The organism is Desulfobacteraceae bacterium (assembly GCA_022340425.1).
Lineage (GTDB): Bacteria > Desulfobacterota > Desulfobacteria > Desulfobacterales > JAABRJ01 > JAABRJ01.
In genome coordinates this window covers 1-25,124 of sequence record JAJDNY010000192.1, presented here as the reverse complement: position 1 = coordinate 25,124, position 25,124 = coordinate 1, and the positions used below count along the sequence as shown (strand labels likewise).

19 protein-coding genes are annotated in these 25,124 nt (G+C 63.2%); 15 read left to right on the top strand and 4 right to left on the bottom strand.

Going from position 1 to position 25,124, the window contains the following annotated elements:
- The 3 genes from LJE63_16840 to LJE63_16830 all read left to right on the top strand — a co-directional run.
- The coding region (locus LJE63_16840; GenBank protein ID MCG6908272.1) for a DUF2760 domain-containing protein at window positions 1-752 on the top strand (752 nt) is incomplete at its 5' end.
- Window positions 753-1,013: 261 nt separating this feature from the next.
- Entirely contained in the window at window positions 1,014-2,843 is a 1,830-nt protein-coding gene (locus LJE63_16835; protein MCG6908271.1) for an Hsp70 family protein, read from the top strand.
- Window positions 2,844-2,935: 92 nt separating this feature from the next.
- Entirely contained in the window at window positions 2,936-5,716 is a 2,781-nt protein-coding gene (locus LJE63_16830) for a hsp70 family protein (GenBank protein MCG6908270.1), read from the top strand.
- Between the two features lie 250 nt (window positions 5,717-5,966).
- Here LJE63_16830 and LJE63_16825 read toward each other — a convergent pair whose 3' ends face one another.
- Window positions 5,967-8,123 (bottom strand): acetate--CoA ligase family protein, encoded by a 2,157-nt coding sequence (locus LJE63_16825; GenBank protein MCG6908269.1) that lies wholly within the window; start codon window positions 8,121-8,123, stop codon window positions 5,967-5,969.
- A gap of 362 nt (window positions 8,124-8,485) precedes the next feature.
- Here LJE63_16825 and ispF point away from each other — a divergent pair, with 362 nt between their 5' ends.
- Genes ispF through uvrC form a run of 3 tightly spaced genes read left to right on the top strand, consistent with a single transcriptional unit; the run spans window position 8,486 to window position 12,857 of the window.
- Window positions 8,486-8,962 carry a 2-C-methyl-D-erythritol 2,4-cyclodiphosphate synthase gene (ispF, locus tag LJE63_16820; GenBank protein MCG6908268.1) on the top strand — a complete coding sequence of 159 codons (477 nt, stop codon included), beginning with the start codon at window positions 8,486-8,488 and terminating at the stop codon, window positions 8,960-8,962.
- A gap of 6 nt (window positions 8,963-8,968) precedes the next feature.
- A complete protein-coding gene (gene uvrB / locus LJE63_16815; protein ID MCG6908267.1) occupies window positions 8,969-10,963 on the top strand; it encodes an excinuclease ABC subunit UvrB in 1,995 nt (664 codons plus the stop codon).
- A gap of 43 nt (window positions 10,964-11,006) precedes the next feature.
- Window positions 11,007-12,857, top strand: coding sequence for an excinuclease ABC subunit UvrC (gene uvrC, locus LJE63_16810; protein MCG6908266.1), 1,851 nt, complete (start codon window positions 11,007-11,009; stop codon window positions 12,855-12,857).
- Between the two features lie 50 nt (window positions 12,858-12,907).
- Here the strand turns inward: uvrC and mdh are convergent, their stop codons facing one another.
- Entirely contained in the window at window positions 12,908-13,840 is a 933-nt protein-coding gene (gene mdh, locus LJE63_16805; GenBank protein MCG6908265.1) for a malate dehydrogenase, read from the bottom strand.
- A 524-nt stretch (window positions 13,841-14,364) separates the two neighbouring features.
- On the opposite strand from mdh, the gene LJE63_16800 reads away from it, so the two are divergent.
- The 6 genes from LJE63_16800 to LJE63_16775 all read left to right on the top strand — a co-directional run bounded on the left by LJE63_16800 (window position 14,365) and on the right by LJE63_16775 (window position 19,477).
- Window positions 14,365-15,276 carry a hypothetical protein gene (locus LJE63_16800; protein MCG6908264.1) on the top strand — a complete coding sequence of 304 codons (912 nt, stop codon included), beginning with the start codon at window positions 14,365-14,367 and terminating at the stop codon, window positions 15,274-15,276.
- Window positions 15,277-15,342: 66 nt separating this feature from the next.
- Window positions 15,343-15,957: a GTPase domain-containing protein gene (locus tag LJE63_16795; protein ID MCG6908263.1), complete on the top strand. Its 615-nt coding sequence runs from the start codon at window positions 15,343-15,345 to the stop codon at window positions 15,955-15,957.
- A 62-nt stretch (window positions 15,958-16,019) separates the two neighbouring features.
- Window positions 16,020-17,213: a cyclic nucleotide-binding domain-containing protein gene (locus LJE63_16790; GenBank protein MCG6908262.1), complete on the top strand. Its 1,194-nt coding sequence runs from the start codon at window positions 16,020-16,022 to the stop codon at window positions 17,211-17,213.
- Window positions 17,200-17,574, top strand: coding sequence for a PilZ domain-containing protein (locus LJE63_16785; GenBank protein MCG6908261.1), 375 nt, complete (start codon window positions 17,200-17,202; stop codon window positions 17,572-17,574). Before LJE63_16790 ends, LJE63_16785 begins: the two co-directional genes overlap by 14 nt.
- A gap of 25 nt (window positions 17,575-17,599) precedes the next feature.
- On the top strand, window positions 17,600-18,484 hold the full coding sequence (locus LJE63_16780; protein MCG6908260.1) for a phosphoribosylaminoimidazolesuccinocarboxamide synthase: 885 nt from the start codon (window positions 17,600-17,602) through the stop codon (window positions 18,482-18,484).
- Complete coding sequence (locus LJE63_16775) at window positions 18,485-19,477, top strand: ParB N-terminal domain-containing protein (protein ID MCG6908259.1); 993 nt, start codon at window positions 18,485-18,487, stop codon at window positions 19,475-19,477.
- A gap of 48 nt (window positions 19,478-19,525) precedes the next feature.
- Here the strand turns inward: LJE63_16775 and LJE63_16770 are convergent, their stop codons facing one another.
- Together LJE63_16770 and LJE63_16765 are read right to left on the bottom strand one after the other, a co-directional pair.
- Complete coding sequence (locus LJE63_16770; protein ID MCG6908258.1) at window positions 19,526-19,759, bottom strand: hypothetical protein; 234 nt, start codon at window positions 19,757-19,759, stop codon at window positions 19,526-19,528.
- Entirely contained in the window at window positions 19,756-20,202 is a 447-nt protein-coding gene (locus LJE63_16765) for a hypothetical protein (GenBank protein MCG6908257.1), read from the bottom strand. The genes LJE63_16770 and LJE63_16765 overlap by 4 nt, the downstream gene beginning before the upstream one ends.
- Window positions 20,203-20,482: 280 nt before the next feature.
- On the opposite strand from LJE63_16765, the gene LJE63_16760 reads away from it, so the two are divergent.
- The 3 genes from LJE63_16760 to LJE63_16750 all read left to right on the top strand — a co-directional run.
- Window positions 20,483-21,148, top strand: a complete 666-nt coding sequence (locus LJE63_16760; protein MCG6908256.1) for a TetR/AcrR family transcriptional regulator — start codon at window positions 20,483-20,485, stop codon at window positions 21,146-21,148.
- A 92-nt stretch (window positions 21,149-21,240) separates the two neighbouring features.
- A complete protein-coding gene (gene acs, locus LJE63_16755) occupies window positions 21,241-23,271 on the top strand; it encodes an acetate--CoA ligase (GenBank protein ID MCG6908255.1) in 2,031 nt (676 codons plus the stop codon).
- A gap of 173 nt (window positions 23,272-23,444) precedes the next feature.
- On the top strand, window positions 23,445-25,124 hold a 1,680-nt coding region (locus LJE63_16750; protein MCG6908254.1), incomplete at its 3' end, for a sodium:solute symporter family protein.

Genomic DNA, 25,124 nt, shown 5'->3' with positions numbered 1-25,124 from the left:
AAACGTTTTCGCGTCGCTCTTTTGTGGTGGTGTTTCTGTTTTTGGCGCTGTTGTTGATCGGGGTCAATGGCGGCCTCATCTACTGTCTGAATCAAATCCAGAGCGGTCTTGAACCCCTGCGGGCCGTCGAGGCGGATTCGGTCCAGCTCAAAGCGGGGCTGGTATCGCTTGAGGCGCAAGTGACCCGGTTACAGCGCTATTTCCCGTTGGCTTCGGCCGGCGGTTTCCTTCTGGTGGGCCTGATCCTGTGGGGGTTTCTGCGGCGCATGGGCCGGGGGATTTTAGCAATGCCCCGGGCAGGCGCCCCAAAGAAAGCCGCCGCCAAAGCTCACAAGGAGGCCCCCGCGTTTCCGGCTGCCGACCCCCAACGCGACACCCGGGTGTTTCTGCATCTGCTCTCGGTTTTGCAGCGCGAGGGGCGCCTGCTGGACTTTTTTTCTGAAAAGCTCGAGGGCTACGATGACGCCCAGATCGGGGCCGCCGTGCGGGGCATTCATGAAAGCTGCCAAAAGGCCCTTAAAAAGTACCTCCGTCTCAAGACCGTGATCGCCAACGAGGAAGGTGCCGAGGTCACGGTTGAACCGGGTTTCGACCCCAGCGCGATCAAGCTCGTCGGCAACGTCACCGGCGAGCCGCCTTTTAGGGGGATTCTGCGGCACCAGGGGTGGCGGGCGGAAAAGGTGGAGCTGCCCGTTCTTTCGGGCGGTCAGACCCCCAGTATCATTTCCCCGGCGGAGGTCGAAATTTCGTGAACCCAAATGCCCTGGGTGGTGGGGCATAAAAAAACCTTTTGGCGCCGACTGATTTCGGTGGAACGCTTTATTACCGCTTCAGATAAACACCAAAATTGACAAAGCGGTAAGAGTCGAAAACCAGACGGTTTCGAAAAAAGTTCAATTTACGGCGTGCAAATCTCGAGGAGTGAGGCGTACTACTGTACGCCGCAGCGACTTCGAGATGCAGCGCAACGCAGAAAGTGGACTTTTTGCGGAACCGTCAAAATTCCGGAGACGATGGTGACCGATCCGACCTATATCATTGGCATTGACCTGGGTACGACCAACAGCGTGGTGGCATACACCGCCGCCCGCTTTGAAAAAGGGCGGCCGGCCGACATTTGCACCCTGGACGTGCCGCAGCTGGTTCAGGCCGGGACGGTGGAAAACCGCCCGCTGCTGCCCTCCTTTATCTTCAGCCCCGGCCCCCACGACATTCCCGAGGGCGGCCTGGAACTTCCCTGGGATGCGGATGCCCGCGTGGCGGTGGGGGAATTCGCCCGTGAGCGCGGCGCCGAAGTGCCCCACCGTCTGATCTCCTCCGCCAAATCGTGGCTCTGCAACACCATGGTGGACCGCAACAAGCCGATTCTGCCGTGGGAGGCGCCCCCCGATGTGGAGCGCCTGTCGCCGGTGGCGGCCTCGGCGGCGATTCTGCGCCACATTCGGGACGCCTGGAATTTCGCCGTGGCCCGGAACGAAAATGGCCCGGACCCCTCCCTGCGGATGGAGTATCAGGACATTTACCTCACCGTGCCGGCCTCCTTCGACGCGGTCGCCCGTGAACTCACCGTCCAGGCGGCCCGCAGTGCCGGGCTGGAAAACGTGACTCTCTTGGAAGAACCCCAGGCGGCCTTTTACGCCTGGATCGACGCGGTCGGCGATCGCTGGCGGGAGCAGGTCCAGAAGGGGGACCTGGTGCTGGTCTGCGACGTCGGCGGCGGCACCAGCGATTTCAGCCTGATCCGGGTGTCCGAGGCCGACGGACAGCTGGAGCTCGAGCGGATCGCCGTCGGCGATCACCTCCTGGTGGGCGGCGACAACATGGACCTGGCCCTGGCCTATGCCGTGGCCCGCCGTTTGGCTGAAAAAGGCACCCGCCTGGACGCCTGGCAGATGCGCGGCCTGTGGCACACCTGCCGCCAGGCCAAGGAACGCTTGCTGAGCGGTGAGGACACCGCCGCCTATCCGCTGACAATTCTCGGCCGCGGCAGCAAACTGATCGGCGGTACGTTGAAAACCGAATTGTCGCGCGAGGAGGTGGACCAGGTCATCCTCGACGGCTTTCTGCCGGCCTGCGAGCCCTCGGCCTCGCCCCAAAAAGTGGCCAAGGCGGGCATCAAGGAAATCGGTTTGGCCTATGAGGCCGATCCGGCCGTCACCCGCCATCTGGCCCGCTTTCTGCGCCGGCAGGAGGGTGCGGGCGGCGCCGAGCCCCGGATGCCCACCGCGGTGCTCTTCAACGGGGGGGTGATGAAGGCCCGCGCGGTGCGCCGGCGGATTCTGGAGATTCTCTCCGACTGGCGAACCACCGAGGTTTCCGAAGGGCTCCAGGAGCTGGGGCACGCCGATTTCGATCTGGCCGTGGCCCGCGGAGCCGCCTATTACGGGTTGGCCCGCAGGGGGGAGGGCATCCGGATCCGTGGCGGCCTGGGGCGCTCCTACTACATCGGCGTGGCCGCATCCATGCCGGCCGTCCCCGGCATGCCGGCACCTGTCAAGGCGCTTTGCGTGGCGCCGTTCGGGATGGAGGAGGGCAGCGATGAAGTTCTCGCCCAGCAGGAGTTTGCGCTGGTGGTCGGCGAGCCGGTCAGTTTCGACTTTCTGGCCTCCGCAACCCGCCGCGAGGACGCGCCCGGCACGGTCGTTGAGGACTGGGCCGGCGAGATCGAGCACCTCACCACCATCGAAACCACCCTGGACGGCGAGGCCGGCAGCATCGTGCCGGTGACCATCGAAATCAGGATATCCGAGGTCGGCACCCTGGAGCTCTGGTGCGTCTCCCGAGAAGACGGCCGGCGCTGGAAGCTCGAATTCAACGTCCGGGAACAAAACAATGCCGGCTGACTCCTATGCCGTGAGAGATTTTGCCGTTCCAGCGGTTTTCCTGTTCATTCACCAGCGGCAGGTCTTGCCGGGTTTTTCGCTTGAGGTAGCGCGTGGCCTCTGACAGCAAACGCTTTATCGTGGGGATCGACCTGGGCACCACCAACTCGGCGGTCTCTTTTGTGGATCTCCTGGCCGAGGGGCGCGGCGCGCGGCGCATCACCCTTTTCAACGTGCCCCAATTGGCCGGTCCCGGCGAGTTCGCCGCCCTGCCGGTGCTGCCGTCCTTTCTCTATATCCCCGGCGAATACGACGTGGCCCGGGAGGATCTCACCATTCCCTGGCGCTGGGACGGGGCGCATTTCGTGGGCGCCTTCGCCCGTGACCACGGGGCCAAGGTGCCGGCCCGGCTGGTGTCCTCGGCCAAAAGCTGGCTGTGTCACGCCGGTGCCGACCGCCGGGCGCGGATTCTGCCCTGGGGGGCCGGCGCCGAGGTGCACAAGGTCTCGCCGGTGGAGGCCACAGCCGCCTATCTCGCCCACATCCGGCTGGCCTGGAACTACTCTCGGGGCGGCGATGACGACGCCTTTCTTGAAAACCAGGCCGTGGTGCTGACCGTGCCGGCCTCTTTTGACGAGGTCGCCCGCGATTTGACCCTCGAAGCCGCCCGGCAGGCGGGGCTGGCCGACGTCACCCTGATCGAAGAGCCCCTGGCCGCCTTCTACAGCTGGCTGATTCGGCACGAAACCCGCTGGGAGCAGCATGTTCAGCCCAACGAGCTGATCCTGGTGTGCGACGTCGGCGGCGGCACCACCGACTTCACCCTCATCACCCTGCGGGAGGTCGCAGGCAGCCCGCGCTTTGAGCGCATCGCGGTGGGCGATCACCTGATCCTGGGGGGTGACAACGTCGACCTGGCCCTGGCACGGCACCTGGAAAGCCGCCTGGGGGCGGGGCAGGGCGCGTTGAATGCCGACCGCTGGAAAAATCTCTGCCACCAATGCCGGCAGGCCAAAGAGGCCCTCCTGGAAAGGGCGGCCGAATCCCGCAAGATCACTCTAATGGGCGCCGGCAGCAAGCTGATCGGCGGCACCCTGGCGGCCGAACTGCATCGGGAGGAGGTGGAAAAAATCGTGCTGGAGGGGTTCTACCCCCTGGAAGACCCCCAGCGCCTGGCCCCCAGGGCCAAACGTCAGGGCATCAGCGAATTCGGCCTGCCCTACGAGTCCGAGCCGGCGGTAACGCGCCACCTGGGTTGGTTTCTGGAACATCACCGCGACACGGTCCGGCAGACCCTGCAGCGGGAGTCCTATGCGCCCGACCTGATCCTCTTCAACGGCGGCTCTCTCAAGCCCGCTCTGGTCCAGGAGCGCATTCGCCGGGCCATCGGGCGCTGGTTCCAACACGGCGACGACCGCCTGCCGCGGGTGCTGGAAAACCCGACCCCCGATTTGGCCGTCGCCCTGGGGGCCGCCTACTACGGGCTGGTCAAGCTGGGGCAGGGGGTGCGGGTCGGCTCCGGCAGCCCCCGCGCCTATTACCTGGGTGTTGGGGACGGGGCCGAACCGGCCGCGGGCGGCCGCCGGCAGGCGATCTGCCTGGTGGAAAGGGGGCTTGACGAGGGATCGCAGATCGAACTGAAGGACAAGAAGTTCGAGGTGCGCCCCAACCAGCCGGTCAGTTTCGACCTTTTCAGCTCCAGCTACCGTTCCGGGGACCGCTGCGGCGACCTGGTGGAAGTGGACGACTCCTTGACTGCCCTGCCGCCGATTCAAACGGTGATCCAATACGGTAAAAAGGGGGATCAGCAGCCCATCCCGGTGCAGGTGGAGGCGGGCTACACCGAAATGGGCACCCTGGCGGTCTGGTGCCGCAGCCTGATCAGCCACCACCGCTGGCAGCTGCAGTTTCAGTTGCGCGATGCCGCCGCCCCGGCGGCGGTTCCCGATGCAGCGATCGTCGAGGAGGGGGTGCTGACAGCCGGCCGGGAGCTGATTCGGGCCGCATTCCGCAAGGACGCGGAAAAACGCCGGCTGGACGGACTGGTCAGGGGGCTCGCCGACATCGCGGGCAGCCCCAAGGAAAAATGGCCCCTAGGGCTGATTCGGGCGCTGGCCGACGAACTTCTGGAGCTGACCGAGGTCCGGGGCTGGGGGCCGGATTTTGAAAACCGTTGGTTGAACCTGGTGGGGTTTTGCCTGCGGCCGGGGTTCGGCGACGGCTTTGACGAACATCGACTGCAAAAGCTTTGGAAGGTTTACCTGCAGGGGCCGGCCTTCCCCAAAAACGGGCAGGTGCGCTCGGAGTGGTGGATCCTGTGGCGGCGGGTGGCCGGCGGGCTCAAACCCGGCCAGCAACGCCAGGTGCTGCAGGACCTGACCCCGCTGATCTTTCCCAGGAAAAGCGGCGGTCCCAAGGTGCCCCCCCAGGAACGGGTCGAAATCTGGATGGCGGTGGCCAACATGGAGCGTCTCTCGGTCAAGGACAAGACCAAGTGGGGGCGCCAGCTGCTGGCCGAAATCCAGCCCGGCAAGGTCAAGCCCCAGATCTTCTGGGCCCTGTCGCGGCTGGGGGCCCGCGAACTGCTCTACGGCCCGGTGGATCGCGTCATCCCGCCGGCGGAGGTCGCGGACTGGATTCTGCGGCTGGTAGCCGGCGACTGGAAAAAGCCCCTTCCGGTGGGGGCCGCCCTCGGACAGCTGGCCCGCCGGACCGGCGACCGTGTGCGCGATGTGGCGCCCGCCGTTGCTGCCCGGGTGCAGGAATGGCTGGAACGCCACGAGGGCATGGGCGCCGCCGCGCGCCTGGTGAAAGAGGTGGTGCCCGTCGCCCGCCAGGAGGAGAGCGCCCTTTTCGGCGAGCCGCTGCCCTCGGGTATCGTCCTGCACGCCTGAGGCTATATGGTTCCGCAGAAAGTCCAATCTCTGCGTTGCGCTGCATCTCGAAGTCGCTGCGGCGTACCCAAGTACGCCTCACTCCTCGAGATTTGCGCGCCGTATCTTGGACTTTCTGCGAAACCGTATAGATTTTGACCTACCGCTTCATCAAGCTTGGAGTTCAGACCGATCACCTGGCGCGCGGTTTCAGGCCTCGCAGGGGGGCTTGCGCGGCAGCGCCCTGCGTTTCCACGCCTTTTCATTCCGGTCACCCCGCGCGCTTCAGAAAACGCTGGTATTCACACATCCTGGCAAGCGATTTGACCGCCTGCTCGGGGGTTTCAAAAAAGAGGGCCTGGTGCGGGCAGCCTGCCATGGGGTAGAGGCTCCGGTCCCCCGGCGCGCTCAGCAGGCGCACGCCGGCCACCGGCTTCTGGTGGTGGGTCATCAGCCTGACCGTCTCTTGGATGAAGTCGCGCTCGAATTGCGCCAGGCGGCTGCGGGTGGCGGCGATGAACTCCGCGGAATAGGAGGGGTCGGATTTCAAAACCGCGTCCAGCGCGCGCTCCTGCAGCACCCGGCGGCCGACGATGCCCAGGGTGATGACCGCATCGCAGCCGTCCCAGCCCAACAGCGCCTCCATGACCGCCATGGGGGTCGCGAAATCACCGGTGCCCACCACATCCACCGGGTTGGCGCGGCTCCAGAAGGGCGGCAGAAGGGTGTCGATCCGGTCCACCAGGGCCTGCGGCAGCGGCGGCACCTGCAGGCCGTAGCGCTCGCAGAGGTCGGTGGTCACCACGCCCCAGCCGCCGCCGAGGGTGATGATGGCCACCCGGTTGCCGCGGGGCAGCGGCAAGGCGGAGAAGGCCGCGGCCAGGTCCAGGAGCTCCATCGGCTGGTCGACTTTGATGATGCCGGCCTGGCGGCAGACCGCGTCAAAAACCCGGGCGTCCGACCCCATCGCGCCGGTGTGGCTGGCGGCGGCCCGGTTGCCGGCCCGGCTCTGCCCGCCTTTCAGCAGCACCACCGGTTTGCTTCGACCCAGCCGTCGGGCGCTCTCCAGGAAACGGCGCCCGTCCTTGACGCTTTCCAGGTAAACCATCACGGTGCGGGTGACGGGGTCCTGGGCCAGGGCGTCGAGGTAATCCTCGATGGTGACCATGGCTTCGTTGCCCGAGCCGCAGTAGGCCCGGATGCCGATGCCCTGGCTTTCTGCAAAGGCCAGCAGCTGGGTGCCCATGTTGCCGGATTGGGCCACCACCGTGGTGCTTCCCGCCGCCGGCATGATCTGACCGGGGGTGCAGTAGAACCGGATGTGCGGGTTGCAGATGCCCATGGTGTTGGGGCCCACCATCAGCACCCCTGAGCGGTGCGCGGCGGCCGTCAGGGCCGCCTCCAGGGCCTTGCCCTCCGGGCCGGTTTCGCCAAACCCCGAGCTGATCAAGAGCGCGTTGCGGATCTTGCGGGCGGCCAGCTGGGGGATGAGGTCGACCACGGCCGCGGCGGGCACCGTCACCACCGCAAGGTCGACATCGGCGGGAAGCTCCGCCACCGACCGGTAGACCGGCTGCCCGGCGATCTCCCCGCCGCGCTGGTTGACCAGATGGATCGGTCCGGCAAAACCGCCGCTCTTGACCGCGGTGAAAAGCTGGTGGCCCCACTTGCCCAGTGTGGCCGATGCGCCCACGAAGGCCACCGAACGGGGCTGGAAGAGCTTGCCCAGAAGCAGCGGGTCAACCGGCGGGTGGCGGCGGGACCCGGTATCAGCCGGTGGCGGGGCGGTGACCACCAGGGCGTCCACCGCGACCAGCTCCCCCCGGGGGGTGACGATCAGGGGGTTGATGTCCACTTCGCGAATATCCCGGCGTTCCACGGCCAGCCGCGAGAGCCCCAGCAGCGCCGCGACGGCCTGCTCGCGGTTCACTGCGGCCTCGCCGCGGAAGGGATCCAGCAGGGCGCGGGACCGGATTTCGTCCAGCATCTCGGCCGCATCCGCTGCCGTCAGCGGCGCCACTCGGAAGACCACGTCGGCCAGGGCCTCGGTGAAGATGCCCCCCAGCCCGAACATCACCACCGGGCCGAACTGGGGGTCCTGCATCACACCGGCCACCAGCTCCCGGCGGCCGAAGACCTGGCGCTGCACCAGAAAGCCTTCCAGCTCCGCGCCCGCCGATGCTTGCACGGCGCGGGCGGCGGTTTGCACCTGGTCCGCCGACCCGAGGTTGAGGTGCACCAGGTTGCGCTCGGTCTTGTGCAGCAGCCTTTCCCCCAGCCCCTTGAGGACCACGGGAAAGCCCAAGTCCGTGGCGGCCCTCACGGCGGCCTCGGGCGAAGCCGCAGCGGCCTCGCAAACCACCGGGATGCCGTAGGCTGCCAGCAGCCTTTTGGCCGCATCCTCTCTCATCGCCGATTTGGGCGTCATATGTTCTGACCTTTCTCGCAAGTCATCGTTGGTGTGGGTGAAAAGGGATCCCACGAAGGGGTGCTGCGGGCCACCGCGGTTTCCGGGTGAAAAGCAAACCCGCTCGGCCGGATCCTTCAGCGCCGAAACAGTCCGGTCCATTTTTTAACCGCGCCCGGCCGGCGCCGTCACCCGGCTTCTACCTACCGTCAGACGGCCGGCCTGTCAATTCGTTATCGGCGCCAATCTCCCATCGGGCTTTCCCCGGTTGCGGCCCGCTTATTTTCGGGCCGCCGGGTTTGAAATCAAGCCGCGCTGGGTTATATTAGCCAATGTGCGGTCACCCCGCCGCAACTTGAATTTTTAGCGGAAGGAAGGCTTTCATGCGGGTTGGAATGGGCTATGATGTTCACCGGCTGGTGGCCGGGCGCCGGCTGGTGCTGGGCGGGGAAACAATCCCCTTCGCAAAGGGGCTTTTGGGGCATTCCGATGCCGACGTGCTGACCCATGCGGTCTGCGACGCCCTCCTGGGGGCCGCCGCGCTGGGCGATATCGGCCAGCATTTTCCCGACAGCGACCCGGCCTACAAGGACATCTGCAGTTTGGAGCTGCTGGATCGCACCTGTCGCATGGTGAGGCAGCGCGGGCTTGCCATCGTAAACCTGGACGCGACCGTGTTTGCCCAGGCCCCCAAGCTGGCCCCCTTTCGCGACGCCATCTGCCGCCGGTTGGCCGGGGTTCTGGGCGTTGCGGTCGACCGGATCAACCTCAAGGCCACGACCACCGAGGGGCTGGGCATGATCGGCGCCGGCGACGGGATCGCCGCCATGTGCGTTGCCTTGCTGCACGAGGTGAGCTGACCCGCCATGAGCCTGTTCAAGTTGCAATCCGACCTCACCCCCAGTGGGGACCAGCCCCAGGCCATCACGGCTCTCACGGCGGGCATTCGATCCGGCCAAGAACACCAGGTTCTGCTGGGGGTCACCGGCTCGGGCAAGACCTTCACAATGGCCCAGGTGATCGCCGCCATAGAACGGCCGACCCTGGTCCTGGCCCCCAACAAGACCCTCGCCGCCCAACTCTACCACGAATTCAAGTTGCTTTTCCCTGAAAACGCGGTCGAGTATTTTGTCAGCTACTACGACTACTACCAGCCCGAGGCCTATATCCCGGCAAGCGACACCTACATCCAGAAAGACTCCTCCATCAACGAGATGATCGACAAGCTGCGCCACTCGGCCACCCGGTCGGTTCTCTCGCGGCGGGACGTTATCGTGGTGGCCAGCGTCTCCTGCATCTACGGGCTGGGCGCCCCCGAGGACTACCTCGCCATGCGCATCGAGCTGGCCAGCGACGCCCCCCTGGACCGCGACCGGCTTCTGCGCGACCTGGTGGGCATGCACTACGAGCGCAATGACGTGGATTTCCACCGCGGGGTTTTCCGCGTGCGCGGCGACCGGGTGGAGGTCTTTCCAGCCTACGAGGAGGAGCGCGCCCTTCGGATCGAATTTTTCGGCGACGAGATCGAAAGCATCGCCGAAATCGACCCCCTGCGCGGCAGCGTCCTGAAACGGCTCCAGGCCGTGACCATCTTCCCGGCCAGCCACTACGTCACCGGTCAGCGGACGCTCAAGATGGCGGTTGAAACGATCCAGGCGGAGTTGAAAGTGCGCATCGCCCATTTCAGGGCCCAGGGTCAGCTGCTGGAGGCCCAGCGGATCGAGGAGCGGACCGATTTCGACCTGGAAATGATGCAGGAGCTGGGCTACTGCAACGGCATCGAAAACTACTCGCGCCACCTCACCGGGCGCGCCCCCGGCCAGCCGCCGCCGACCCTGCTGGATTATTTCCCGGAAGATTTTCTGATGTTCATCGACGAAAGCCATATCGCCGTGCCCCAGTTAAACGGCATGTACCGGGGCGACCGCTCGCGCAAGCAAACACTGGTCAACTTCGGCTTCCGCCTGCCGTCGGCCCTGGACAACCGGCCGCTGCGTTTCGACGAATTCGAGGCCCGGGTGGGGCAGGTGGTCTACGTCTCGGCGACGCCGGCGGATTACGAGCTGGAAAAAAGCGGGGGGGCAGTGGTGGAGCAAATCGTGCGGCCCACCGGGCTGATGGACCCGGAAATCGAGGTCCGCAGCGCCAAGAACCAGGTAGACGACCTTTACGGGGAGATCCTGGAGCGGGTCAAGGCCGGGGAGCGGGTGCTGGTGACGACCCTGACCAAGCGGATGGCCGAGGACCTCACCGACTACTACGTCGATCTGGGCATCCGGGTGCGCTACCTGCACGCCGACATCAACACCTTGGAGCGCATGGAAATCATCCGGGAGCTGCGGCTGGGGCATTTTGACGTGCTGGTGGGGATCAACCTCCTGCGCGAGGGATTGGATCTTCCCGAGGTCTCTCTGGTGGCCATTCTGGACGCCGACAAGGAGGGCTTTCTGCGCTCTGCCCGCTCCCTGGTCCAAACCTGCGGCCGTGCGGCCCGCAACGTGGAGGGACGGGTCATCATGTACGCCGACGGCCTGACGGCCTCCATGCGCCAGGCCATTGAGGAGACCCGCCGGCGGCGCAAGATCCAGGCGGCCCACAACCGCCGGCATCACATCACCCCCACCACCATCCGCAAGGAGATCAGCGCGATCTTCGAAACCGCTGAGACGGCCGCTGTGGCCGCAGCGGACGGCGTGGCGGAGCCCATGGCCGAATTCGACAGCCTGGAAGCGCTGGAGGCGCGCATCAAAGACCTCGAGCAGGAGATGCACGCCGCGGCGCGCAACCTGGATTTCGAGAAGGCCGCCGGTCTGCGCGATCGGGCCAGGGCCCTGCGGGGCTTGCAGGTCTTCGATCTATGAGCCGCGGCAGGCGGGCGCCCCGCGGGGGCGCCTGAAGGATCGCATGAAAACAGACATCCAGCCCGACATCCAGGCGGCGCTGCAGCAGAAGCTGGCGCTGGCGCCCGCCAACCCCGGGGTTTACCTGATGAAAGACCCTGCGGGCGCGGTGATCTATGTCGGCAAGGCCCGCAACCTCAAAAAGCGGCTCGCCGCCTACTTCAACCGTGGGGCGCAGCCCGATCCGAAAACCGGGGTGCTGGTCAGCAGGATCGCCTCTTTCGACACCATCGTGACCCGCACCGAGAAGGAAGCGCTGATCCTCGAATCCAACCTGATCAAGCGCCACCGGCCGCGCTACAACGTCGTCCTCAAAGACGACAAACGCTATCCGGCCCTGCGCCTGAACATCGCCCACCCCTATCCGAGCCTCAGCATCGTACGCAAAATCCGCAAGGACGGCGCCCTCTATTTCGGCCCCTTCGCCTCCGCCGGGGCCGTCCGCCAGACCCTGAAGATCGTCAACAAAACCTTCAAGCTGCGCAAGTGCAGCGACCGCGAGTTCAAAACCCGCACCCGCCCCTGCCTGAACTGCCAGATGCAGGGCTGCTTGGCCCCCTGCTGCCGCGATGTCGACCGCGCGGCCTACGATGAGATGGTCCACGAGGTGATTCTATTTCTCAAAGGCCGCGCCCCGGATCTGGTCCGCAAGGTCAGGGAGGCGATGATGGCCGCCGCCGCCGCCGAGCAGTTCGAGCGCGCCGCCCAGTTGCGGGACAAGATGTTCGCCCTGGAGAAAACCATCGAGCGCCAGATCGCGGTCACCACGGATCTCAAGGATCGCGACGTAATCGTCGCCGCCCGCGGCGCTGAGCTCTCCCTGGTGACCCTGCTCACCGTGCGGGGGGGCTTTCTGCAGGGGTCGCGCTATTTCGTCTTTACCGACACCCTGGCCACCGAGGTCGAGCTGATCCGCGGCTTTATCGGCCAGTACTACGCGGATGGGCCCCACGTCCCGGGGGAACTGCTGGTTCCCGAGCTGCCCGAGGACAGCGATCTGCTGGCCGACTGGCTGCAAACCCGCCGCGGGCGGCGGGTCAAAATCCTTTGCCCCCGGCGGGGGGAAAAGGCCCGCCTGATCGCGCTGGCCCGCCAGAATGCGGACAAGGAACTCCAGGAGCGCCTGGCGGCCTCGGCCTCGGGACGTGCGCTCCTGGAAGGCCTGCAGCGCCGTCTGCGGCTGAGGCGGCTGCCGCTGCGGATCGAGTGTTTCGACAACTCCAATATCGGCGGCAGCGCGGCCGTGGCCGGGATGGTGGTCTTCGAGGACGCCAAGGCCGCCCGCGAGGCTTACCGCAAGTTCCGCATCCGGGCCGCTGGCCGGCCCGACGACTACGCCCACATGGCCGAGGTGCTGACGCGCCGTCTGCGGGAGGAGAGCCGCGCTGAGCCCCTGCCAGACCTCCTGATGGTGGACGGCGGCAAGGGGCAGCTGAACATCGCGCTTGAGGTGATTCGGGGCCTGGGGCTTGAAAACGCCTTTGATGTGATCGGGATCGCCAAGAAGGATGAGACGCGGGGGGAGACCGCCGACAAGATCTTTCAGCCGGGGCGCGCCAACCCGGTCAACTGGGGCCGGGAGGGGCGGCTGCTGCTTTTCCTGCAAAGCATCCGCGACGAGGCCCACCGCTTCGCCATCACCTATCATCGCCGCGAGCGCAGCCGCCATGCGCTCGAATCCGCCCTGGACGCGGTGCCCGGCGTCGGCAGACAGCGGAAAGCGATGCTGCTGAAGCACTTTGGCGGCATCCATAAGATTCGGGCAGCGAGCCTGGAAGAGCTGGCGTCGCTGCCCGGTATGACAATCAAAACGGCCGGGGCCTTGCAGCAGGCCCTGGGCGAAGCAGACGGCTGAGCGGTGCGCCCCGGGAAGGGATCTCGGAGGGCCGTCCGGCGTTTGGAACCTCAGGAGAGTTTTTTCAAAACGGCCTTGAGCTCCTGAACCGCATCGGCTGATTTCTGCAGGGCGGCCTTTTCCTCGGCGCTCAGGGTGATCTCGATGATTTCCTCCACCCCGCCTGCGCCGAGCTTGACCGGCACCCCGATGAAGAGGTCCTTGAAGCCGTACTCACCATCCAGATAGGCGGCACAGGGCAGGATTTTCTTCTTGTCCTTGAGGATCGCCTCGGCCATCTCGACGGCGGCCGAAGCCGGGGCGTAATAGGCACTGCCGGTTTTCAACAGGCTGACGATCTCGGCGCCGCCGTTGGCGGTGCGCTTGACCAGGGCTTCGATACGCTCCGGGCTCATCAGCTCGGTGATGGGAATCCCGGCGACCGTGGAGTAGCGGGGCAGGGGGACCATCGTATCGCCGTGACCGCCCAGCACGAAGGCGTGGGTGTTTTCCACCGACACGTTCAGCTCCATGCTGATGAAGGCGCGAAAACGGGCGGAATCTAGAACACCGGCCATGCCCAGAACCCTGTTCTTGGGAAACCCGCTGGCCTCGTAAGCCACGTGGCACATGGCATCCAGCGGGTTGCTGACGATGATCAGGACCGCTTCGGGGGAGAGTTTGGCCACTTCCCGGGTGACGGATTTCATGATGCCGGCATTGGTGCTGATCAGATCGTCCCTGCTCATGCCCGGTTTGCGGGGAATGCCGGCCGTGATGATGATGATGTCGGAGCCTTTGGAGGGCTCGTAGCTGTTCGTTCCGGTCAGATGGGCATCGTGTTTTTCGATGGGGGCGGCCTCGGTCAAGTCCAGCGCCTTGCCCTGGGGAACCCCTTCGATGATATCGATCAGCACCACATCGCACAACTCTTTCTCAGCCAGACGCTGAGCGGCGGTTGCACCAACATTGCCTGCTCCGACGACGGTCACTTTCTTGTCCATGACACTCTCCTAAGTTTCTGGGTTAAAAACGGCGCGATACGCGGTGGATTGTGAAACCAAAAAAATATGCATAACACAATGACCGTTTTTGTCAACCTGTTCGGGCGCCTCCTGTCGTCATTTTAACAAGTTGAATATATTGAGTTAATTTGCTTCAAACGAAGCCCTTGGGGCGGGTCGTCGCCCTGGATCTTGCCGCTGCGCCCCATCCCCGGGGATGATGCTGCCGCGATGTTTCCATGGCCTGAAAGCTTTCGCTTGCGGTCTTGACGGCTTATGGCGCCTTTGCGGCTGCCTGCGGCGGCGCCATCGATGTGTCGCCCACCCGAGCGCCCCCACGGATTAATCCTTAAGTTTTAAACCACATAAAACGATCTAAGCACTGTAATTGTGCCGGCTCGCCTGTGAAACAATCATGCTATTGTCGAAAGTTGCCTTTTGGGCCTGTCAAACATCCGAGAAAATACAAAATTTTGGGTTGGCGGATAGCGCCGGTCGCCATCGGTGCGGCAGTGAGGATGTAAATGAGCGTCAAGGGTCAGATCAAATTATTGCTGCGTGAAGCGGAAATATACCGGTCTCAGGGGCTGCTGGTGGAGGCCAAGGGTAAATACAACCTTGCCATCGACCTAATCGGCAAAATTGATCAGGCTAAGAGCAAAGAGGAGCTTGTCCAGGCGATCTCCCGCAAAATCAAATCCCTGACCATCAGCTACCACCAGATCGAACGGGCCCAGGAGGCACCGAAGATGCCGCCCAAGGTCCAGGATCTGGTCAAGAACCTTTTCTCCTTCTCCCACGACAAAGACGAGGACAAGGCGGCATTGGAGGGTGCCATCACCCTGGCCAAATTCGGTCAGTACGACCGGGCGCTGGAGGAATTCAACGAACTGACCAAAAGAGACTCCCTGCGCGTGGTGGCTTGCAAAAACATTCTCAGGTGCTGTTTTTCGGTCTATTCGCCGGAAGAGGCGGTCCAGCGCTACAAAAAATGGCTCAAGGACGATCTCTACTCCACGGAACAGCTTCAGAAAATCAGGCTCTTCCTGGAGGACCTGCTGGACAAGAAGGGCCTGGATATTCAGCTGCCCGCGGTGCCGGACGCCGACGAGGGCCTGGTCGACGAAAATCGTGTGGAGGAGGACCTCATCGACATCAGCTCCATCGGCATCACCTTTGACAGCGGGCCGCAAAAGGGTCAGATGGTGGAGATGGAGGTCAGCTTCCAATCCGGCAACATGATCAGCCTGATCGTCTCTAGCCGGGACCGTGAATTGATTGAAAACCTCAAGGTGGGGTTCCGCCTGAACAACGTTCAGTTCTTTTCTCCGATTGCCATTTTTCGGGGGTCCGGCATCGTCTTGGCCAAGACCAAGATCAATTCCGGCCCCAAGCGCGGCGATTACAGCCTGGATATCAAAATCGTCAACACCTGAACCGGTCGCGGTCAATAACGGGGATCGGCAAAACCCGATGCGTCTTTTGGTCTGGAGCACAACTACATGGCTATTTTCAATCTGAAAAAAAGAGTGATTGAGTGCAAAATCGTATATTACGGGCCCGGCCGCTGCGGCAAAACCACCAACCTTGAGTATATCTTCCAGACTTACAAAAAACAGATCAAGGGTGAGATGGTATCCATCAACACCGAAGGCGACCGCACCCTGTTTTTCGATTTTCTGCCGATCGGGCTGGGCAAAATCAAGGGCTGCGACGTCCGCGTCCAACTTTACACCGTCCCGGGTCAGGTCCAGTACAGCTCCACTCGCAAGTTGGTGCTGCGCGGGGTTGACGGCGTCGTTTTCGTAGCCGACTCCCTGAAAGTCCGGCGCGAAAAAAACATGGAGTCGCTCCAGGACCTGCAGAAGAACCTCAAAGAATATGGCACCAGCGTCTTCAAAACCCCCCTGGTGATGCAGTTCAACAAGCGTGACCTGGCCGCCCAGGGGATTCCGCTGATGCCCGTTGAGCAGATGGCGCGTGATCTCAACCGCCAGTTGAAAGTGCCGTACTTTGAAACCAGCGCCTTTCTCGGACAAGGCGTCGCCCAAACCCTCAAGGAATGCATGAAACTGACCCTGCAGTCTCTTCAAAAGCAGGTCCAATGGGCCCGGTGATTTTTTTTCGGCGGCCTCAAACCCCCTGACGTGGACTTTTGCCAGCCCATCGATAGCCGACTATGGAGAAACAAGCCGCCCTCGCGGGAAAACTGAACTTCATCCACCTGGGTGATCTGCTGCAGCTGCTGGGGTCAAACGGCAGTACGGGGCGGCTGGAGCTCACCAGTCGATACGTTCAGAACCCTGCAACGGTTTTCATTGAAAAGGGCAACCCGGTGGGCGCCTGCGCTGGGGAGCTGCGGGGCCTGCCGGCCCTGTATGCGCTTTTTGGCTGGACCGAGGCGGCTTTCGCGTTTTTTCCCGGCCTCAACCAGCACCCGCGCGAAATCCAGTGCAGCCGGATGGAAATCATTCTGGACGGCCTGCGCATGCTGGATGACGGCAAGATCCCCAAGGTGGGGCCGGTGTCCTACGTCGCGGAGGGCCGCAAGGGCGACGGCAAGCGGGAAGTGCCCCTGATCAAGGGCCCCCTGGTGGACTACATGTACGTGGTGGATGAGGAAAACTTCGCCCGCGGTGAGCCCATCGCGGTGGAGGGCAGCCACGGAAACTGGCTATGGGTGGTTCTGGAGGGGGTTGTGGATATGATCAAGGAGACCCCCCAAGGGCCGGTGACCCTCATGAAGATCGGCGACGGCGGGTTTCTGGGCAGCCTCGAATCCCTGTTCAGGCAGGGCAAAGCCCGCCGGGCGACGGTCAGTGCCGCATCCGATGTCCAGTTGGGGGTTCTCGACGCCCAGCGCCTGGCCAACGAGTATGCGCTGATGGGTGTTGATTTCCGCAACCTGATGCTCAGTCTGGACCGCCGCCTGAAAAAGGTTTCCAGCCGGGCCGCGGCGGTTTGCCAGGCGCCGCAGCAAACCCGCGAGGACTGCTCCGATCTGAAGCCCCTGATCCCCCAGGGGAGCGCCGAAAGCCGAGTTTTTTGCATCGAAAAGGGGGAGGCGCTGGTGTGCCGCGAAACGCCCGATGGTCAACTGCGGTTGGCACGCCTGGAGCCCGGGGATCTCATCGGGCGCCTGCCATTTTTGAACATGGGTCACGAACCCCATTCGGCCGGGGTTTTCGGTACCGCCAACATCCAGCTGCGCGAACTGGATCCCACCCATCTGGCCGATGAGTTCCACCGTCTTTCCATGACCATGCGCAACATTCTGGACAACATCGCCACCGCGATTTCCGTGACCACCATGTTGACCTGTGATTGGAACCGCAGGGTCAAGCAGGAGGAAGCAAGCAGTGAGCAACCCTAGTGTCGAAGAAAGAAGAAAAAGCCAGCGCAGCGACGCCCAGAGCCTGCTCTACTATGTGTGTCTGGACGAGGACTGCGAAAATGTGCGGCAGGGCATGGGCAAAACCCTGAATGTCTCCCTGGACGGGATTTTGCTCGAAACGCATGTTGCCATCGACCCGAATCATGTGATATCTCTTTCCATCGGGTTGGGGGAGGACACGGTCGATATCGGGGGCACGGTGGTTCATTCCGCCCATAAGGAGAGCGGCATGTTCCACACCGGGATCGCGTTTCAGAATCTGGACGGGGAGGCCCGGGAGGCCCTGGAAACTTTCATTGCCGCCTTTGAGCAAAAGCGAACCCCCGACCGCGGCAGATAAGAGCGAACAAGGCAGGTGGCCACAGATGCAAGCGGCTGTTTACGAGACCCATTTTCCGGAACTGACCCTGCTCAAGCGGGGCAAGGTGCGGGACCTCTACGACCTGGGCGACGCCCTGCTGATGGTGGCCACCGACAGGATTTCGGCCTTTGACGTCGTCATGCGGGACCCGATTCCCGGCAAAGGCGTGGTGCTGACCCAAATATCGCTCTTCTGGTTCGATGTCATGCAGTCGCTGGTGCCCCATCACGTGATTACCAGCGACGTCGATCAGTTCCCGCCGGCCTGCAGGCCCTATGCGGACACGTTGCGCGGGCGCAGTCTGCTGGTCCGCAAAACCCGCCCCCTGCCGGTGGAGTGCGTGGTGCGCGGGTTTCTATCCGGATCGGGCTGGAAAGACTACCAGCGCAGCGGGACGGTCTGCGGCATCCGGCTGCCCCAGGGCTTGAAAGAGTCCGAACGCCTGCCGGCGCCCATTTTCACGCCCTCCACCAAGGCCGATCTCGGCGCCCACGACGTGAACATCAGCTTCGAGCAGATGGTCGCCCAAATCGGCCCCGCCCGGGCGGAAAAGGCCCGTGAACTCAGCCTGGCGGTTTACCGCAAGGGGGTCGCGCTGGCCGATCGCAAGGGCATCATCATCGCCGACACCAAGTTCGAGTTCGGGATGCTGGATGACGAGATGATTCTGATCGACGAAGTCCTGACCCCCGACTCGTCGCGCTTCTGGCCCAAAGACAGCTACGCCCCCGGCGGCGCTCAGCAGAGTTTCGACAAACAGTACCTGCGCGACTATCTGGGCACCCTGGATTGGCCAAAGGAGCCCCCGGCCCCCCAACTGCCCCCGGAAGTGATCGAAAACACCCGCGCCCGGTATCTGGAAGCCCTCAAACGACTCACCGGCACGTAATTGGAGTCATCTGTCGCAGACGCCGTCGCCGCTTTGCCCGTCGAGAACGTGGCGCTTGGGCGCATCGACCCGACCGATGAGACCCTGCGCATCACCACGGCCGAGGGCATCGACGATCTGTGCCGGTCCATCGACACGCTGGGGCTGCTGACGGCCCCGATCCTGCAAGCCGTCGGCGGCGCCTACCGCGTGGTCAGCGGCTTCCGGCGCGTCGCCGCCTGTCGCCGCCTGGGCCGGGCAGTGATCCCGGCACGGGTGCTGGGGCCTGAAACCGCCCCGCTGCTGGTTGTTCGCCTGGCGATCGCCGAGAACAGCGCGCAGCGGTCCCTCAACCTCATCGAACAGTCGCGCGCGATCGGTTTGCTAGCGCCAGTTTTACCGCCGGAAGCTGATCTGGGGCAGGTGCTGGCCTGCCTGGGGCTCTCGGTGAATTCGGCTCTGGCGCGGAAAATCGGTCTTCTGAGCGGTTTGGCAGACGTGATTCAGGAAGGGGTCTTGGCCGGCAATCTCTCCCTGGCCATGGCGCTTGAGCTGGGCGGGATGCCGGCCGGGGAAGGCCGGCTGCTGGCCGAGCTCTTTGCCGAACTGAAGCCCAGCCTCAACAAGCAGCGCGAGATCCTCACCCTGGCAAGCGAAATTGCGCTCCGCGACGGGACCGATCTGGCCGCGCTCTTTTCCTCCCAGCCCCTGGCCGGCATTCGCAGCGCGCCGGAGATGGACCGCAACCAGAAACTGCGCCAGATCCGGAGCATCCTCCAACAGAAGCGCTACCCCGAACTCAGCCGCTTCGAGGGCCGCCTGACCGAGGCCCTGGGGCGCCTCAAACTCGGCCCCGGTCTGAGTCTTACCCCGCCGCGTCATTTTGAATCCCCCACCTGGACGGCGACCCTCGCCTTCGACAGCCGGGCTTCCCTGGCTGCGGCCCATCGCGCCCTGGGGCGGCTGGTGGACGACCCCGGCTTTGAGCGCATTCTCGAAAAGAAAGACATCTGAAGCCGGCACCGGGCTGTCGGGCGCAGCGGGGCCGTTTTTTGGAAATATCTATTGCGGCGGCCCTAAAAACGGCACCATGATCAATTCGATGAACAGATAGGCCAGGAACCCCATCACCAAGACAACAACGGTGTAAAAGTACCAGGTGCTCACGCGGTTGGCGCGCTGATCCTTGGGGTCGTAGAAGACCGGTTGCATGCACTTGGTGCACCAGGTCTTTTTCTGGTCGGTAACAAAGGTGTGGCCGCAGCGGCAGCGAAGCTCCTTGGGGGGCAGGCTCATGACGATGCGCTCCTGTTGTTGTCGGTTCCGGTGGCCGCGGGGTCGCCCTGGGGGTTTCTGGCCTTGAAATACGCCGCCGCCTCCTTTTGGAACAGGAAGAAGGTGGAAACGCCGAACAGCGCCGCGGTTACGCCGGCCAGCAGGCTGAAGTAGGGTTTGGCGCCAAACAGCAAAGCCATCACGAAAAGATAAACCACCACGATCACGATATTGCCCACCAGACACAGCACCCGCGCCCAATTTTTGACCTTGAGCAGAAAATAAAAGCACAAAAAACCCAGCATCGCCTGCTGAAGCAGCAGCTTCATGGGGATTTCGTCGGCCTGGGTGGAAAAGAAACCGTAAAAGAAAAAGTAATTGCAGAACCAGCCGCCCACCAAAAAGAGGAAACCGTTCTTGACGCTGGGCGGAAACGCTTTGAACTCCGCCAACAATTCCCGCATGACCACATCCTTTCCGGCGACGTTTCCATTGACGCCCGCTCATCCAAGCCCGATTCAAGCGCTTTGCCCGGGGTGCGCCCCCTGACTGCGCGGTGCTGTTACCGCGGCGCCTCGACCCCGAAGGGGGCGGTTTTTCACCGCGGCCGCCATTATACACAATTTAAAAATTAAAAAAATATATTAAAAATTAAAAAATGAATATTTTTCCCTTGACCAAACTAAAAATACAATCTATTAGAAAATTAAACAAATAAATCTCATTCAGTATCGCCATATCGCCATGGGTATCCAGGAGCGCAAAGAGCGAGAAAGAGAACGGCGGCGGCAACAGATCATGGTTGCTGCCAAACGCGTTTTCTCAGACAAGGGCTTCTCCAAGGCCACCATGGAAGACATCGCCAAAGAAGCTGAACTCAGCCCCGGCACCCTCTACCTTTACTTCAAAAACAAGGATGAACTCTACGCCTCCCTGTCGCTGCGGATCTTGCAGTACTTAAACCTCAGACTGAACCACGTGCGCAAGGAAAAATTCGCCGACCCCGGCCAGCGCATCGCCGCGCTCAAAGCGGCGATGTACGACGTCTACGAGTTCGACCCGCTGATTCTCATCAACATGTTCCACCTGCAGTCCAGCGAAACCCTGAAGAATCTTTCGCCCGAGCTGCTGGCAGACATCAAGCGACTCTCCAGCGCATCCCTGGGCAGCATGGCCAAGATTTTTGAGGAGGGGATCGCCAAGGGGGAGTTTGTCAACGAGCACCCGGTGGCCATCGCCGATATCGTCTGGGCCCTTTTTTCGGGCCTTGTTCTCCTTGAGGAGAGCAAGCGCATCTTCAACCGCGACAGCAACTATCTGAAGAGCACCCTGGAAAGCGCCTTCGAGATTCTCGGCCGCGGCATTCGCGAGACCCCCGCGGCTTCCACTACCCGAGAGCCGTCAGGCTAGCCCTTGAACCGATTCCCAAGTCGAAAGGAGGTGGAAAAAATCGCACGGCACTTCAACCGCCACCCATCAACTGCAACTTAAGGAGGATATCAATGAGTGAGAAAACCGAACTTCAGGCATCCGAAGCTTCCATTGCGGTTCACTGGCAGGAGGAAGAGCTCGTCTATCCGTCGCCGCAATTCATCGCCCAGGCCAACATGGTCGATCCGGATGTTTACAATCGCTTCCGCCTGGAGAATTTTCCGAATTGTTTCAAGGAATACGCCGACATGCTGGACTGGTACGAATACTGGCACACCATTCTGGACACCAGCGACGCCCCCTGCTGGAAATGGTTTGTCGGCGGCAAGATCAACGCCTCCTACAACTGTGTCGACCGCCATCTGGCCAAGAACCGCAACAAGACGGCGATTCACTTCGTGCCCGAGCTGGAACAGGAGGGCTATCAGCACATCACCTACCAGGAGCTGTGGGTGCGGGTGAATGAGATGGCGGCCGTTTTGCGGGATTTCGCCGGCCTGAAGACCGGCGACCGGGTGACCCTGCATCTGCCCATGACCCCCGAGCTGCCCATCACCATGCTGGCCTGCGCGCGCCTGGGGGTGATCCATTCTCAGGTGTTCGGCGGTTTCAGCGGCCGCGCCTGCGCCGACCGGGTCGTGGACTCCCAGAGCCGGGTTCTGATCACCATGGACGCTTATTACCGCAGCGGCAAGCTCCTGGATCACAAGAAAAACGCCGACATCGCGGTCGATCTGGCCGCCAAGGACGGCCAGAAGGTTGACAAGGTCCTGGTCTGGCAGCGCTACCCGGGCAAAGCCTCCAGCCCCACACCGATGGTCGACGGGCGGGACTACTTCGTCAACGATGTGCTCAAGGATTTTTACGGCACCCGCGTAGAGCCGGTCAAGATGCCGGCCGAGGCCCCGCTTTTTCTGATGTACACCAGCGGCACCACCGGCAAGCCCAAGGGCTGCCAGCACAGCACCGGCGGTTATCTGGCCTACGTCACGGGCACCTCCAAATACGTCCAGGACATCCACCCCGAAGACGTCTACTGGTGCATGGCCGACATCGGCTGGATCACCGGCCACTCCTACATCGTCTACGGCCCGCTGGCTCTGGCCGCCTCCACCGTGATCTACGAGGGGGTGCCCACCTACCCGGATGCCGGCCGCTCCTGGCGCATCGCCCAGGACCTGGGGGTCAACATCTTCCACACCGCCCCGACCGCCATCCGCGCCCTGCGCAAGGTCGGCCCGGACGAACCGGCCAAGTACAACTACCACTTCAAGCACATGACCACCGTGGGCGAGCCCATCGAACCGGAGGTCTGGAAGTGGTATTATAAAGAGGTCGGCAAGGGCGAGGCCATCATCGTCGACACCTGGTGGCAGACCGAAACCGGCGGCTTCCTCTGCAGCACCCTGCCGGCCCTCAAACCCATGAAACCCGGCAGCGCCGGCCCCGGCATGCCCGGCATCCACCCCATCATCCTTGACGACAACGGCCAGGAGGTGACGCACGCCGGGACCGCCGGCAACATCTGCATCCAGAACCCCTGGCCGGGCGCCTTCCAGACCATCTGGGGCGACCGCGACCGCTTCGTCACCAACTACTACGCGCGCTACTGCAAAAACCCGGACAGCAAGGATTGGCGCGACTGGCCGTACCTCACCGGCGATGCCGCCATGAAGGGGGACGACGGCTACTACCGGATCCTCGGCCGGATCGACGACGTCATCAACGTTTCCGGTCACCGCCTGGGCACCAAGGAGCTGGAGTCCGCGGCGCTGGTGGTGCCGGAGGTGGCCGAGGCCGCGGTGGTGCCGGTGGCCGACGACATCAAGGGCAAGGTGCCGGATCTGTTCGTGGCCCTCAAGCCCGGCTTCGAGGCCAGCCCCGAGCTGGAAAAGCGCATCTCCCAGGCCCTGGCCACCGAGATCGGCGCCATCGCCAAGCCGCGCAAGGTCTGGATCGTCAAGGACATGCCCAAGACCCGCTCCGGCAAGATCATGCGGCGCGTCCTGGCGGCGATTTCCAACAAACAGGATGTGGGCGACGTGACCACCCTGGCGAACCCCGAAATCGTCGAGGAAATTCAGAAAATGGCCAAGCTGTAGGGCCTTTCGGCTTCAAACGTGAGCCTGGCGGGGGAGCGCCGCTGCGGACCGCGGCCCCCGCCGACCCCAAAAACGGAAAGGAGGTGAAGGGAAACCGATGGGGACCTCCGGCCGCCGCTGGCAGCGACCAGTGCGCCGGTTAATCGATTTTTCGAAACATCAAGGGGGGAAACATGAGCGGAACCACATGGGTATACATATTCCTTGGAATCTACATCATCTATTGCTTCTACTGGGGGCTTAAGGGCTATTTCACGGAGAAGACCTCTTCGGGTTACTCGATTGCCGGCCGTTCGATTCCATTTTTCGCCTTTCTGCTGGCAGCCACGGCGGCCTCCTTCAGCGGGTGGACCTTCATCGGCCACCCCGGCCTGATCTGGCGCGACGGGTTGGCCTATGCCTTCGCCTCGTTTTACGTCCTGACGATCCCCATCACCGGTACCTTCTTCTCCAAGCGCACCTGGCTCTTGGGCAAGCGCTACGGGTTCATCACCCCCGGTGACATGTACGCCTACTACTTCAACAACGAGTTTCTGCGCTACCTCGTGGTGCTGACCGCGGTGCTCTACTCGATCTTCTACTCCGCGGTGCAGCTCATGGCCGCCGGCGCGCTCTTCAACGTCATCGCCGGCGTGCCGTTCACCTTCGGCGCGCTCTTCCTGGCCTTCGTGGTCTGGTTCTACGTCTGCACCGGCGGTCTGAAGGCCAGCACCTGGGTCGGCGTCATCCAGTTCGTGCTTCTCGTGGGCGGCATCATCCTGCTGGGGCTTTTCGTCATCATCAACCCGCAGTTCGGCGGCTGGTCGGCGTTTTCGGCCCAAGTCGCCCAGATGGAGGTCAAGTACCTGGAGGTGCCGCGGGTCATCTACTGGGGCTTGGGGAACGCCCAGGGTGAAACGGCCTGGACCGCGGTCATGATCCTCACCTACATGTTCGCCCTGATGGGGATCCAGTCCTCGCCGGCCTTCACCATGTGGACCTTCGGGATCAAGAACCCGAAGCCCCTGGCCTGGCAGCAGGCCTTCATGTCCACCTTCGTGGTGGGTTTCGCCCTGTTCTTCTTCACCGCCTTCCAGGGCATGGGCGCGCGCGTCCTGCAGGCCTTGGGGGATCCGAGATTCGCCGAGCTGACCGATAAAACCGTCGTGCCGCTTCTGATGCAAAACTTCCTGCCGCCCTTCGTGCTGGGGATCGTCTTCGTGGGGGCCATCGCGGCCATTCACTCCACCGCGGCGCCCTACATCGGCACCGGCGGCTCGATCCTGCTGCGCGACGTCTACTGGCGCCTGATCAAGAAGCAGGAGGCCTCCGACGCCGAGCAGATCTGGGTCAACCGCATCCTGGCCACCGTTCTGACCATCGCCGCGCTGACCGTCGGGCTGACCTCCAAGGCGGCCCTGGTGATCCTGGGGGCGCTCGCCACCGCCTTCGGCTTCGTGATGTACGTGCTTCTGGTGGGCGTCATCTGGGGGGTCCGCTTCCCGACCATCGGGGCGGTCGCGGGGACCATGGCCGGCATGCTCGCCGTGTTCCTGACCTATAAGATCTGGCCGCGTCCGCTTTCCATGCATGCGGCCTTCTGGGGCACCTTCACCGGCCTGGTGGTCGCCTTTATCTGCCGCGGGCTGGGTTTCAAGGACACCAAGGAGACCATCGAGCGCCAAGCGGAGATCCGGGGATGGCTGGACAGTGTCGATGAGCCCAGCGAGAGCGGCAAACAGTGGCGCAAGGTGATGAAGATCGTCGTTCCGGTGTGGTATTTCTTCGCCATCGGGCCGGCCTGTATCCTGGGCAACAACGCCTTCTCCTTTTCGGGATTTACTCCCCTGTGGTCCTGGCAGATCGCCTGGTGG